Genomic DNA, 13,100 nt, shown 5'->3' with positions numbered 1-13,100 from the left:
AGGTCTCCGACGGCGGCGGGGCCCGCTCAGCCCTTCAGTGCCGCCTTCATCATCTTCTGCGCGATCGGCGCGGCAAGGCCGTTGCCGCTGACCTCGGACCGGGCCGCCCCTGAGTCCTCGACGACCACGGCGACCGCGACCTGCTTGCCGCTGGAGTCGTCCTTGGCGTACGAGGTGAACCAGGCGTACGGGGTGTTGCCGTTGTCCACGCCGTTCTGCGCGGTCCCCGTCTTGCCGCCGACCTCCGCGCCGTCGATCTTCGCGTTCCCGCCGGTCCCCTTGTCCACGACGGTGACCATGGCGCTGCGCAGCTGCTGTGCCGTCGACTCCTTCACGACCCGCTCGGTGTCGCCGTCCGGATACTCCTGGAGCGTGGAGCCGTCGGAGTCCGTCACCTTCGAGACCATGTGCGGCGAGGCCAGCTCCCCGCCGTTGCTCAGAGCCGCGGAGACCATGGCCATCTGCATCGGGGTGGCCGTCACCTCGAACTGCCCGATGCCCGTCAGCGCGGTCTGGGCGTCGTCCATGTCCCGCGGGTAGACGCTCTGCGACGCCCTGACCGGTACGTCCAGCTTCTCCGTGTCGAAGCCGAAGGCGTCCGCCATCGCCTTGAGCTTGTCCTGGCCGAGGTCGGCCGCCACCTTCGCGAAGACGTTGTTGCAGGAGTACTGGAGCGCGGTGCGCAGCGTGGCGTTCTCGCAGGGAGCCGAGGTGTTCTCGTTCTTCAGCACCGTGCTGGTGTGCGGCAGGGTGTACGGATCCGGGCTCTTCGTGGGCTCGTCGACCGAGTCGTAGAGCCCGTTCTCCAGGGCGGCCGACGCCACCACCAGCTTGAACGTCGAACCGGGCGGGAGCGGCTGCCGCAGCGCCCGGTTGACCAGCGGCTTGTCCGGGTCGTCCAGCAGCTTCTGCCAGGCGTCCCCGTCCCCGGTCCCGCTGATGGTGGAGGGGTCGTAGGAGGGCGTGGACACCATGCCCAGGATCCGCCCGCTCTCCGGGTCCATCGCGACCGCCGCGCCCTTGTCGTCCCCGAGCGCCTCGTAGGCGGCCTTCTGGACGTCGGGGTCGATGGTCGTGAGTACGTCCCCCGGAGCCGTCTGCTTGCCGGTGATCAGGTCGGCCGGGTTCTTCAGCCGGTCGTCGGTGCCGTCGAGGACGTCGCCGTAGATGCCCTCGAGCTGAGTGGCGCCGTACGCCTGGGAGCTGTACCCGGTGACCGAGGCGTACAGGTCGCCCTGGGTGTAGGTGCGCTTGTGACGGAGGTCGTCCCCTCCGGTCTCCTTCGAACCGGTGACCGGAGACCCGGCCACGATGATGTCACCGAGCGGCTGCGCGTAGCGCGCGATCGTGTTCCGCCGGTTGTGTTCGTCTTCTGCGAGCGCCCGGCCGTCGTACGCCTGCACCCAGGTCACCCGCACCAGCAGGGCGAGGACCATCAGCAGGCAGAAGACCGAGGCGCGCCTGATCGTCTTGTTCATCCCGCTGGAGGGACGAACAGGGACACCCGGGGCGTTCCCGTCCGTGTTCCTTCTCACCGGATTCTCAGCCGGTACGCCCGAACGCGGCCGGGCGTACCGGCCCCGGAGGCATCAGAGCCTGCGGGTCGCGAGGGTGAGCCGGTCCCGGGCGTCGAAGAGCGCGTCCTTGACCATCTGCTCGTGCGCCGGCGTCAGCCGGGCCACCGGGACCGAGCAGCTGATCGCGTCGCGCGCCGGGGTGCGGTAGGGGACGGCCACGCCGAAGCAGCGCAGGCCGAGGGTGTTCTCCTCGCGGTCCACCGCGTATCCCTGCTCGCGGATCACGTGCAGTTCCTCGATCAGCTTCTCGCGGTCGGTGAGGGTGTGCTCGGTCAGCGCGGGCAGCGTCTCGGGAAGCATCTTGCGGACCTGCTCGTCGCTGTGGGTGGCCAGCAGCGCCTTGCCGAGCGAGGTGGAGTGGGCGGGCAGCCGCCTGCCGACGCGGGTGAAGGGGCGCAGATAGTGCTGGGACTGCCGGGTGGCCAGGTACACCACGTTCGTCCCGTCCAGCCTGGCCAGGTGGATGGTCTCGGTGGTGTCGTCCGACAGGCGGTCCAGGGTCGGGCGGGCGGCGGCGACGACCTCGTCACCGTCGATGTACGAGGTCCCCACGAGCAGGGCCCGTACGCCGATCCCGTACCGGGTGCCCGTGGCGTCCGTCTCGACCCAGCCGAGCTCGACCAGGGTGCGCAGCAGCATGTAGAGGCTGGACTTCGGGTAACCGACGGCCTCCTGCACGGCGGCCAGCGAGTGCATGCCGGGGCGCCCCGCGAAGTATTCGAGGAGCTCCACCGTCCGTACCGCGGACTTGACCTGCGCCCCACCGGGCTCGCCAACCGACATCCCTCATGCCCCTTCCAGCCTTGCCGCACGACCCTGTGACTTCTTGCCAACACGGAGCGCCCGGAAATAGAGTCCCTGTGTATTCACGTTCAGGAACGCTGTTCAGAATACCGAACAAGTACTCCTGTGTGGCAGCGGAACCGGAAGGAAACACGGTGGCAGCAGCACCAGTCTGGAGCGTCGACCCCCGTACGGGGAACCCGCGTGAGCAGGTTGCGGTGGAGGCTACAGCGGAGGAGGTCGACCGTGCGGTCCGGGCGGCGCACGCCGTGCGCGGAGCCCTGGCCGACCGCACCGTGCGCGCCGCCTTCCTGCGTACCGCCGCCGACCTCCTCACCGAGGCCAAGGAACAGGTAGTCGAGGCGGCCGACGCCGAGACCGCGCTCGGCCCCGCACGGCTGAACGGTGAACTCGCCCGCACCGCAGCGCAGTTCCGCGCCTTCGCCGAGGTCGTCGACGAGGGCGCCTACCTCGACATCCACATCGACCACGAGGACGGCAGCAGGACCCCGCCCTGGCCGGACCTGCGCCGCTACAAGATCCCCCTCGGCGTCGTCGCCGTCTATGCCGCGAGCAACTTCCCGCTCGCCTTCTCCGTGCCCGGCGGCGACACCGCGAGCGCCCTGGCCGCCGGCTGCCCGGTCGTCGTCAAGGCGCACCCCGACCACCCCGCGACCTCGGAGATCTGCGCCTCGATCCTGCGCAGGGCGGCGGCGAGCAACGGCCTGCCCGAGGACGTGCTGACCGTGGTCCACGGCTTCGACGCGGGTGTCGAGCTGGTGAAGCACCCGCTGGTGTCCGCCGCCGGCTTCACCGGTTCGATCCGAGGCGGCCGCGCCCTCTTCGACGCGGCGGCCGCCCGCCCCGCGCCGATCCCCTTCCACGGCGAGCTCGGTTCGCTCAACCCCGTGGTCGTCACCGAGTCCGCCGCCGCCGAACGCGGTGAGCAGATCGGCGCCGGACTCGGCGGTTCGATGACCATGGGCACCGGACAGTTCTGCACCAAGCCCGGCTTCGTGTTCGCCCCGTCGGGGGAGGCCGGCGACCAGCTGCTCAAGTCGCTGACCGAGACCGTCAGCGGTACCGGCGGGGGCGTCATGCTCGACCACCGGATGCGGGACGCCTTCATCCACGGCGTGAGCGAGCGGGCGGCCCTCCCGGACGTCGAGACGCCCGTCACCCCGGGTGCGGGCGGCGAACACACCGTCTCCCCGGGCTTCTTCACCGTCCCGGCCCAGCGCCTCGCCCAGGAGGGTCCGCACGACGCGCTCCTGGAGGAGTGCTTCGGCCCGGTCACCGTCGTCGCCCGCTACGACTCGCCGGACGAGATCACCGCCGTGCTCTCCCGGCTGCCCGGCAACCTCACGGCCACCCTCCAGATCGCCACGGACGAGGCCGACGGCAGCGCCGCCGGAATCCTGGCCGAGCTCACCCCGGTGGCCGGCCGCGTCCTGGTCAACGGATGGCCGACCGGTGTCGCGGTCGCGCCCGCCCAGCACCACGGCGGGCCCTACCCGGCCACCACCTCCACCTCCACCTCGGTCGGCGCCACCGCCATCGAGCGCTGGCTGCGCCCGGTCAGCTACCAGTCGACCCCCGAGGCGCTCCTCCCGCCCGAGCTGCGGGAGGACAACCCGCAGAATCTGCCCCGCCGCGTCGACGGGCGCCGGGCATGACGGCGGTACGCGTCCCCGAGCTGCCCTTCGCCCTGGACCCGGCCGGGCCCTCGGGGGAGTGGACGTACGCGGACGGGGTGCTCACCGGCTCGGCCGGGGCGAAGCAGGACCGTTTCGTCCCGCCGGGCGGCGACTCCCTGGAGCCCGCATCCGACGCGCCGCGCCTGCTGGGTACGGCGCCCGAGGGCGACTTCCAGCTGATCGCCCGGGTGAAGGTCGGGTTCGCCGCCGCCTTCGACGCGGGGGTCCTCTACCTCCACGTCGGTGAACGGGACTGGGCGAAGCTCTGCCTCGAACTCTCCCCGGACCGGCCCACGGTCTGCACGGTGGTCACCCGGGGCCACTCCGACGACGTCAACTCCGCCGTCATCGACGGGGACAGCCACTGGATGCGCATCAGCCGGGTGGGCGAGTCCTTCGCCTTCCACGCCTCGGCGGACGGCGAGCGCTGGACCTTCGTCCGGGTGTTCACCCTCGGCACCGCCGCCGAGCGGGCGTCGGCCCGCGTCGGCTTCCTCGTCCAGTCACCCACGGGCGACGGCTGCACCGCGGCCTTCGACCACATCGAGTACCGGCCGGCCGGCCCGGGCGACCTACGCGCCGGGGGCTGACGGACCGTACACGCGCACACCGAGGGCTCCGATCGTCTCCAGGGATCGGGGCCCTCGGCGTGCGGTCTCCACTCGCGTCCGTACATCTGGTGTTCACCTGGAAGTCACTGTGAATACTCAGGCAATCAACCCGCAATTCTCACGGCTTCCTCATGCGCCCTTGATTCCGTGTTCTGCGCCGGCCGGTCCGGCGGACAGACACGAGGAGGCGTACGGTGCCGCGACCCGAGACGGCAGCACCCGGAGACGGCGACACCCCGGCAGGGGGTGACGAGCCACTGCACGTGGCGAGCAGGCTGCACGCGTTCAACCGGTTCGAGCTGAAGTACCTCGTACCCGTCGAAGAGGCCGCCGAGATCCGGGACGAGCTCTCCGAACGGATGGACCGGGACCTCCACAGCCCGGTGGGCGGGTACGGGGTCTGGAGCCTCTACTACGACAGCCCGGAGCTGCGGTTCTACTGGGAGAAGATCGAGGGCCTCAAGTTCCGGCGAAAGTTGCGGATCCGGCACTACGGCGACCTCGACGGCGTCACCGACGGGTCCCCCGTGTGCGTGGAGATCAAGCAGCGGGTGAACCGCGTGACGCAGAAGCGGCGCATCACCCTGCCGTACGCCACCGCCAGGAGGCTGTGCGACGCCCGTGAGACGGTCGAGCACTCGCCGAAGGAGAGCGCCTTCGTCCAGGAGGTCCTGGATCTCGTCATCCGGCTGAACCTGCGGCCGACGGCGATCACCGGCTACCACCGTGAGGCGCTGGTGGGGCGGGCTTCCGACACCGGTCTGCGGGTCACCTTCGACCGGCGGATCCGTGGCCGGGACCGCGACTTCCACTTCGGGACCGCCACGCCGGAGAACCGGTTCACCATCCCGCCGCACATGACGGTGATGGAGATCAAGGTCAACGAGCGCACACCGCACTGGATCACCGATCTGGCCGCGCGCCGGAACCTGAACCTCGTGCGGATCAGCAAGTACGTGCAGTCCGTCGAGGCCTTCGGCCTGGCACCCAGGTCGGTCTTCCACGTCCACGAGGCGGACTGCCCGCCGCCCACCCCCCACACCCGGCTGCCGCAGGGGCAGTCGGCGGCGCGGCACGCGCCGGTGAGAGCAGGAGCACAGTGAACTTCGAACTGCAGGAACTCAGCGGGACGTTCAGCGTCGCCGACGTGGTCGCCGCGATGGCGCTGTCCTTCATCCTGAGCACGATGATCGGCTACACCTACCGGTACACGCACCGCAACGTCTCGTACAGCCAGTCCTACGTCCAGACGCTGGTCATCGTCGGCATGATCGTCGCACTGATCATGCTCGTGGTCGGATCGAACCTGGCGAGGGCGTTCTCACTGGTCGGCGCGTTGTCCGTCGTCCGCTTCAGGAACGCGGTGAAGGAGACCAGGGACGTCGGGTTCATCTTCCTGGCGATGGCCATAGGCATGGCCTGCGGCGCCCGCTTCTACACCCTGGCCGCCGTCGGCGCCGTCGTGATCTGCGTCGTCGTCCTCATCATGTTCAAGTTCAACTGGTTCGCCCTGAACGTCCAGCGCCAGGTGGTCAAGGTGCAGGTGCCCGCGGGTGACGACTACACGCCCGCCATCCGTGACGTGCTGATCAAGTACACCAGCGAGTTCGAACTGGTCAGCACGGAGACCATCCGCGGGGGAGCCCTCAACGAGGTGTTCTACACCGTGCGGATGAAGAAGGGCACCGAACCCGGGGACCTCGTCACCGCCCTGCAGGAGCGCACCTCCGGGCAGCGGGTGACGGTGCTGACCGGTTACGACACGACCGACCTGTGATGAGCGGCGGTACGACGCCGGTCCGCCGGCGGCACCTCAGGGACCGGCTCCCGGTGCGGCTGCGGCACCACTGGAAGCCGGCCGGAGCGCTCTGCCTGGGACTGGCCGTCCTGGTGTACGCCTTCGGTGACGCCCGCATATCGCCGTACGTCACGTCGTCCTCGCAGGTGGAGGCCGACACCATCACCGACGACGTCAAGGGCACGGTCGGCCTCTACGACACCACGGTGAAGCACTCGATCCAGCTGACGTACGAACAGACCGACTTCGACAAGATGATGAAGGAGTTCGAGGACGACGGGACCAAGGAACCCATCTCGGCCGACCTCACCATCGACGGGGTGTACCTGCCGGACGTCGGCATCCGTCTGAAGGGGAACTCCACCCTGAGATCCCTGCGCGGCGAACAGTCCGGCCCCGGTGGCGGCCGGATGCCGGGCGGAGCCGGGCAGGAAACCCCGCGGCAGCAGCAGGGCGGCGGGGGCCAGGACCGCGGCCGGGACGCGAACGGCGGCGGTCCTGGCGCCGCGGGCGGCACCGGTACGGAAGGCGGTACGGGAACGGCGGGGGAGACCGGGACACCGGGCGGCACCGGAGCCACGGACGGCGCCGGAGCAGCTGGAACCGGCGGGAACACCGCCGGCGGTCCCGGCGGTGCGGCCGGAGCACAGGGCGGCATGGGCGGCGGGATGACCCAGTACGACCTCTCCGCCGACAAGCCGGAGGAACTCCCCCTGCTCATCACGATCGACGAGTACGTGGAGGGCCGCGCCTACCAGGGGGAGCGGGAGATCTCGCTGCGCCCCGGCGCGGACGAGCAGGTCCCGCTGAACGAGGCCCTCGCCCTGTCGCTGACGGACGAGAGCGGTGAGACCGCCGAGCGGTACGGCTTCACCACCGTGTCCGTCAACAACAGGCCGGCCGTCACCCGGCTCATGGTCGAGAACCCCGACACGGAGTACGCCGAGGCCGTCGACGGCAACGGAGTGCTCTACAAGGCGCGGGCGGGCGGCAGCTTCGCCTACAAGGGCGACGACCCCTCCGACTACGAGACATCCTTCCGGCAGCTCAACAAGGTCGGAAGCCAGGACCTCGAACCCGTCATGAAGTTCGTCAAGTGGGTCGACGAGGCGTCGGACGAGGAGTTCGCCGCCGACCTCGGCACCCACGTCGACCTCGACTCGTTCTCCCGGTACGTCGCCACGCAGAACCTGCTGATGAACTTCGACGACATGGCCGGACCGGGCAAGAACTACCTGCTCTGGTACGACCTGGACACGAAGAAGTTCTCCGTACTCGGCTGGGACTACAACCTCACCTTCAGCGGAGACGCCGAGGCGGGGCCGGACGACCGGATGAGCATGGGCGGCGGCCGGGGCGCGGGCGGAGACCGGACGGCCCAGGGCGCCGGCGGACAGGCCGCGGACGGCCAGGCAGCCGGCGGCCAGGAGGGCGGACCGCCGCAGGGCGGAATGCCGGAACTCCCGGACGGCGTCGAACCGCCCGAGGGCATGGAGATGCCGGAGGGCGGCGGGGTACCGGGCGGCGGAGGCGGGGGAGGCGCCATGAGCGGTCACGCGCTCAAGGAGCGCTTCCTGGAACTCGACGCGTTCGACGCCGTTTACAAGAAGGCGTACAGCGAGCTGTACGAGACGTACTTCGGCTCAGGCAAGGCGGCCGGTCTCCTGGACGACATCGCCGGACAGGCAAGGAAGGCCGGTGTCGACGAGGCCGGACTGACGAAGGCCGTCACCGCACTCCGCACGACCGTCACCACGCGCACCGAGGCGCTGGCGAAGGACAAGGCGGTGACCGGATGACCGCCGGCGCCCCGGACACGGACCTCCCCCGGTCCGGTCCGGGGCGCCGGTACCCCCGCGCGTCCGCGGGGCCCGGCGCGTCCGTACGGTGGGACCGCCACCGTGCCGTCCGCGGGACCCCGTCCGGCACGGGCCCGAACCGTCCCCTCCGAGGTGGATCCCAGCAGTGACGGCAGCGACATCCCGGCACACCGTCCTGGTCGTCGAGGACGACCCGAGCATCCGCACCCTGCTCACCTCCGCCCTGCGCGCCGCCGGTTACGGCGTCGTCGCGGCGGGGACCGGGAGGGAGGCCCTGTCCGAGGCGGAAGGCCGTACGCCCGACCTCATCGTGCTGGACGTGATGCTCCCCGACACCGACGGCTTCACCGTGACGCGGAAGCTGCGGGCCGGAGGCGTCTACACCCCCGTCCTCTTCCTCACCGCACGAACCGAGGTCGAGGACCGCATCATCGGCCTCAGCTCCGGCGGCGACGACTACGTCACGAAGCCGTTCCACGTCCAGGAGGTCCTGCTCCGGATCCGCGCCATCCTCCGCCGCAGCGCCGGACCGGCCACAGCACCGCCCGCCGAGCGGCCGCCGCTGCGCTACGCCGACCTCATCCTCGACCAGGACGCACACGAGGTGCGGCGCGCCGGGCAGCCGGTGCCGCTGTCCCCGACGGAGTTCCGGCTGCTGGCCTGCCTCATGGCCCAGCCGGGCAAGGTGCTCGAGAAGCAGCAGATCCTGCAGACCGTCTGGCACCACGACTTCGCGGGCGACACCCGTATCGTCGACACCTACATCAAGAACCTGCGCAAGAAGATCGACCGTGCCGGGCCACTGCTCGTCCACACCGTGCGGGGCGTCGGGTACTGCCTCCGCCTGCCCCGCGACGAATCCTCGTGAGGGTCCGTCCCCGTTCGCTGCGCGGCAGGCTGGTGCTGATCGCCACCGTCCTCGCCACCTCGGCGGTGCTGGTCTGCCAGGCCACCGGGCTCACCCTCATGCGTTCCTGGCTCATCGGCCAGGTCGACGACCGGCTCACCCACTTCCGTCCGCCCCCGCCCGCCTACCGCGACATCGCGGGCGGTACCCCGCCGGCCCCCCGGCCGCCCGCCCACGAGGTCCTTCCCTCCGACTTCCGGGTCTACTTCTACGACGCCGAAGGCCGTCTGCTGAACCGGTCGCTCGGCACCGGCAGCAGCGAACCGCGCCTGGAACGCACCGTCACCGCTCACGACCCGGTGGACGGACGTCCGGCCACCGTGCCCGCCCGCGAAGGCGACGGCAGCTGGCGCGTGGTCGCCGACTCGGGACCCGACGGCATGCGCGCCGTCGTGGCCCTGCCACTGGACTCGGTGGAGGACGCCACCTCCCGGCTGCTCTGGTTCAGTCTCGGCATCGGGGTGGTCGCGGCCGCGGGGGTCATGCTGCTGGGCGGGGTGGCCGTGCGCCTCGGTCTTCGTCCGCTGACCCGCGTCGAGCACACCGCCCGCCGTATCACCGGCGGCGAACTCGAACAGAACGTCACGGACACCAGCCCGGACACGGAGGTCGGCCGCCTCGGCATCGCCTTCAACACGATGCTCGACCAACTGCGCGCGGCACTGCACCGGAAGGACAGGACCGAACGCCGGCTGAGGCGGTTCATGGCGGACGCGGGCCACGAACTGCGTACACCGCTGACCTCCGTCCAGGGTTTCGCGGAACTCCTGCTCGACGACCCCGGCATGTCCGTCTCCCGGCGGCGCGAGGCCCATGAGCTCATCGCCCGGAACGCCGAACGGATGAGCCGGCTGGTCGACAGTCTCTTCCTGCTGGCCAAGCTCGGCGACGCCCCGACCGCCCGGCACGGCCCCGTCGACCTGCTCTCGCTGGCCGCCGACGGCATCGCCGCCGCGGCCGTGCGTCACCCGGAGCGGCGCGTCACCCTCGCCGCCCTCGGGGCGGGCGGCACCGGCGACCCGGGTGAGCTCGACGTCGTGGAGGGGCGCGGCGATCCCGATCAGCTCGCCCAGGTGCTGTCCAACCTCCTGGACAACGCCTGCGCGCACACCCCGCCGGGTACCCGCATCGAGGTACGCGTCGGGAGCCTGCGCGTGGGGCCGGACACCGGGGGCGCCGACCGCCCCGGCCGCACCAGTGCCGGGGCGTCCCTCCCCACGGGCGTCCCGGCCCATGCCGTCGAGGTGGCCGACGACGGCCCCGGCCTCCGTCCCACCGACGCGCAGCACGTCTTCGAGCGCTTCTACCGCGCGCGGCCCACCGACGGCACCCCGTGCGACGGTGCCTCCGCCGGCGGCTCGGGACTCGGCCTTGCCATCGCCTCGACGATCGCCGAGACCCATCAGGGGCGGCTCGAACTCGACACCGGCCCCGGCGAAGGATGTGTCTTCCGCCTGCTCCTCCCGGACCGCACCGGCTGAACGCCGGGTCCCGGCACACCCGCGCACCCCGGCGCCGTACCGCCCGGAACCCCCGGTGCCGTGGCAGGGGTCAGGCGCGTATCCCGGCGGCGGCGCCCTCGGATGCCCGTGTCACGTCCCGGCCTGCTGGCGGAGGCCCGCCAGGGTCAGCTCCAGGGCGGAGCGGAACTGCTCCACGTCGTCGTGGCCGGCGAACTCCTCCACGATCTCCCGCACGAACGGAAACTCCCCGGGGTCGAGCTCCCGCCATTCCTGAGCCACGTCGCCGAGATACTTGTCGCGGTCCACGGAGCCGTCGATCATCCCCTCGGTCAACTCCAGGCCGAGGTCGGCGGCCGAGCCCACGACGACACCCATGACCGCGGAGACGGCGTGGAACCGCTGGAGTGCGGTGAGGTCCAGGCGGAGGGTCGGCCGGCCGAGCCGCTCGTACACGCCGAGGGTGTTGTCCTGGATGCCAGGGTTGCGCATGAAGTACGCGCCCAGCCAGGGGCGTCGCACGATCGCGGTGAAGAGCGTGACGGCCATGGCGCGGAGGTCGTCGATCGGGTCGTCGCTCGGGGAGAGCTTCTCGAAGTCGGCCAGGACGGGGCCGATGGCGTGGTCGGCCGCCCGGTCGAGCAGCTCGTCCTTGTTGGCGACGTACCAGTAGATGCTGGCGACGCCGCCCCCCAGACGCTGGGCGAGCGCCCTGAAGGTCAGGGCCGGGGCTCCTGCCTCGTCGAGCAGCGCCACCGCCTCCTCGAGCACCGACTCCATCGAGTGCGAAGCCCGTCGGCGCCCCCCGGCGGCGCGGTTCACCTGGCGTGTCACGGCCTCATCCCTTCGCTCCTTGCACCGTATCGAACGTTGTTCTATCGTAGCTCATCGAACGGTGTTCGATGTTCGTACATCGTTTGATACTCGTACGATGTTCGATCGGAGGCCCGTCATGACCACCGCACCGCCACACGCCCTCGCGCGCACCTATCCGTCCCTACGGGCGGCCTGGATCCCCCTCGCCGCCCTCTGTCTCGCCTTCTTCGTCGAGATGGTCGACAACACGCTCCTGTCGATCGCCCTGCCCACGATCGGCCGCGACCTCGGCAGCGGGACGACCGCCCTGCAGTGGGTGACCGGGGCCTACTCGCTGACCTTCGGCGGACTGCTGCTCACTGCCGGATCCATGGCCGACCGGTTCGGCCGGCGACGTGTCCTGCTCATCGGGCTCGCCGTGTTCGGCTCGCTCAGCCTGTGCGTCGTGCTCGTCACCACGGCCGGCCAGCTCATCGCCCTGAGAGCCGCCCTCGGTATCGCCGCCGCGGCGATGGCCCCGATCACGAACTCGCTGGTCTTCCGCCTGTTCGACGACAAGGCCCTGCGCATGCGCGCCATGACGGTGATGATCGTCGTCGGCATGTCCGGCTTCGTCCTCGGACCGCTGCTCGGCGGCACGGCCCTGGCGCACGTCCGCTGGGAGTGGCTGCTCGTCGTGAACGCCCCCATAGCCGTGATCGCGTGCCTCGGTGTCCGGCTCGGCGTGCCGGCGGACCGGCGCGAAGACCTCACCGGGGACGCCCTCGATCTTCCCGGCGCGGCCTTCAGCGTCGCCGCCATCGGGCTCGCCTGCTACGCGCTGACCAGCGGTGTCGAGCACGGATGGCTCTCCACCGTCACCCTGGTGTCGGTCGCCGGGGCCGTCGCGGCAGCGGTCGCCTTCGTCCGGCACGAACGTCGCAGCAAGGCCCCCATGCTCGACCTGCGTCTCTTCTCCGACGGCACGGTCCGAGGCGCGGCCGTCGCACAGATCGGTACGTCCATCGCGATGGCCGGTGTGATGTTCGGGCTGATCCTGCACTTCCAGTACGCCTACGGGTGGAGCCCCGTCCGGGCCGGGCTGGCCAATCTGCCGATCATCGTCACGATGCTGGCCGCCACGCCCCTGTCCGAGTGGCTCGGGCGCCGCTTCGGCCATCGCGTCGCCTGCCTGGTGGGCGCCGCCTGCCTGGCCGGGTCGCTCGCGGGACTCTCCTGGGCCGTCGGCCAGGGGTACGCCGCCATCGCCGGCTGCATGGTCCTGATGACCGTGGGGCTGCGGACCGTCATGACGATCTGCGCTGTCGCACTCGTCGACGCGATGCCGGAGAACCGCACCTCCATGGGTGCCGCCCTCAACGACACCGCCCAGGAGGTCGGCACCAGCGCCGGTACCGCGGTGGTCGGCACCCTGATCGCCGCCCTGGTCACCACCCAGCTCCCCGCCGGGACCTGGAGCAGCGGACTCGTCGAGTCGTTCTTCCACGGCGAGCGGATCGCCTACGCGCTCCTCGCCGTCGTCGTCGGGCTGATCGCCACGGGCGGGGCGCTGAGCCTCACCGACTCCCGCACGGTCGACGAGCACGCGGGCGAGGAGGCCGGGTGACGGGGCCCGGCGACGGGCCCCGCGG

At 71.0% G+C, this 13,100-nt stretch carries 11 protein-coding genes; 8 read left to right on the top strand and 3 right to left on the bottom strand.

The genetic code is table 11. The features are described from left to right. Positions 1–26: 26 nt before the first annotated feature. Entirely contained in the window at positions 27–1,478 is a 1,452-nt protein-coding gene (locus tag ACGFNN_RS25445) for a peptidoglycan D,D-transpeptidase FtsI family protein (RefSeq protein WP_393559244.1), read from the bottom strand. Positions 1,479–1,589: 111 nt separating this feature from the next. Then, positions 1,590–2,360, bottom strand: a complete 771-nt coding sequence (locus tag ACGFNN_RS25440) for an IclR family transcriptional regulator (RefSeq protein WP_365522816.1) — start codon at positions 2,358–2,360, stop codon at positions 1,590–1,592. 155 nt (positions 2,361–2,515) lie between these two features. Here ACGFNN_RS25440 and ACGFNN_RS25435 point away from each other — a divergent pair, with 155 nt between their 5' ends. The 7 genes from ACGFNN_RS25435 to ACGFNN_RS25405 all read left to right on the top strand — a co-directional run bounded on the left by ACGFNN_RS25435 (position 2,516) and on the right by ACGFNN_RS25405 (position 10,674). Continuing rightward, a complete protein-coding gene (locus ACGFNN_RS25435) occupies positions 2,516–4,036 on the top strand; it encodes an aldehyde dehydrogenase (NADP(+)) (protein WP_393559242.1) in 1,521 nt (506 codons plus the stop codon). Next, the gene (locus ACGFNN_RS25430; protein WP_393559241.1) at positions 4,033–4,647 is read left to right on the top strand and encodes a DUF1349 domain-containing protein; all 615 of its coding nucleotides are present in this window, start codon (positions 4,033–4,035) and stop codon (positions 4,645–4,647) included. The genes ACGFNN_RS25435 and ACGFNN_RS25430 overlap by 4 nt, the downstream gene beginning before the upstream one ends. A gap of 215 nt (positions 4,648–4,862) precedes the next feature. Beyond that, a complete protein-coding gene (locus ACGFNN_RS25425) occupies positions 4,863–5,771 on the top strand; it encodes a polyphosphate polymerase domain-containing protein (protein ID WP_393559239.1) in 909 nt (302 codons plus the stop codon). Then, on the top strand, positions 5,768–6,445 hold the full coding sequence (locus tag ACGFNN_RS25420; protein ID WP_393559238.1) for a DUF4956 domain-containing protein: 678 nt from the start codon (positions 5,768–5,770) through the stop codon (positions 6,443–6,445). The genes ACGFNN_RS25425 and ACGFNN_RS25420 overlap by 4 nt, the downstream gene beginning before the upstream one ends. Further along, on the top strand, positions 6,445–8,265 hold the full coding sequence (locus ACGFNN_RS25415; protein ID WP_393559236.1) for a CotH kinase family protein: 1,821 nt from the start codon (positions 6,445–6,447) through the stop codon (positions 8,263–8,265). The genes ACGFNN_RS25420 and ACGFNN_RS25415 overlap by 1 nt, the downstream gene beginning before the upstream one ends. Before the next feature lie 157 nt (positions 8,266–8,422). After that, positions 8,423–9,154: a response regulator transcription factor gene (locus ACGFNN_RS25410; protein ID WP_393559608.1), complete on the top strand. Its 732-nt coding sequence runs from the start codon at positions 8,423–8,425 to the stop codon at positions 9,152–9,154. After that, complete coding sequence (locus ACGFNN_RS25405) at positions 9,151–10,674, top strand: sensor histidine kinase (RefSeq protein ID WP_393559234.1); 1,524 nt, start codon at positions 9,151–9,153, stop codon at positions 10,672–10,674. The genes ACGFNN_RS25410 and ACGFNN_RS25405 overlap by 4 nt, the downstream gene beginning before the upstream one ends. A 111-nt stretch (positions 10,675–10,785) precedes the next feature. Here the strand turns inward: ACGFNN_RS25405 and ACGFNN_RS25400 are convergent, their stop codons facing one another. Further along, complete coding sequence (locus tag ACGFNN_RS25400; protein ID WP_393559606.1) at positions 10,786–11,433, bottom strand: TetR/AcrR family transcriptional regulator; 648 nt, start codon at positions 11,431–11,433, stop codon at positions 10,786–10,788. Positions 11,434–11,605: 172 nt separating this feature from the next. Between ACGFNN_RS25400 and ACGFNN_RS25395 the strand changes: the two genes are divergently transcribed. Continuing rightward, positions 11,606–13,075, top strand: a complete 1,470-nt coding sequence (locus tag ACGFNN_RS25395) for an MFS transporter (protein ID WP_393559232.1) — start codon at positions 11,606–11,608, stop codon at positions 13,073–13,075. Positions 13,076–13,100 lie beyond the last annotated feature (25 nt).

Source organism: Streptomyces sp. NPDC048590 (assembly GCF_043199535.1).
Classification (GTDB): Bacteria; Actinomycetota; Actinomycetes; order Streptomycetales; family Streptomycetaceae; genus Streptomyces.
This window is presented reverse-complemented; position numbering and strand designations above follow the sequence as displayed.

Excerpts from the sequence above, each read along its gene's own strand:
- ACGFNN_RS25440 (WP_365522816.1), bottom strand. The coding sequence starts at position 2,360 with ATGTCGGTTGGCGAGCCCGGTGGGGCGCAGGTCAAGTCCGCGGTACGG.
- ACGFNN_RS25415 (WP_393559236.1), top strand. The coding sequence starts at position 6,445 with ATGAGCGGCGGTACGACGCCGGTCCGCCGGCGGCACCTCAGGGACCGG.
- ACGFNN_RS25430 (WP_393559241.1), top strand. The coding sequence starts at position 4,033 with ATGACGGCGGTACGCGTCCCCGAGCTGCCCTTCGCCCTGGACCCGGCC.
- ACGFNN_RS25400 (WP_393559606.1), bottom strand. The coding sequence starts at position 11,433 with ATGGAGTCGGTGCTCGAGGAGGCGGTGGCGCTGCTCGACGAGGCAGGA.
- ACGFNN_RS25445 (WP_393559244.1), bottom strand. The coding sequence starts at position 1,478 with ATGAACAAGACGATCAGGCGCGCCTCGGTCTTCTGCCTGCTGATGGTC.
- ACGFNN_RS25395 (WP_393559232.1), top strand. The coding sequence starts at position 11,606 with ATGACCACCGCACCGCCACACGCCCTCGCGCGCACCTATCCGTCCCTA.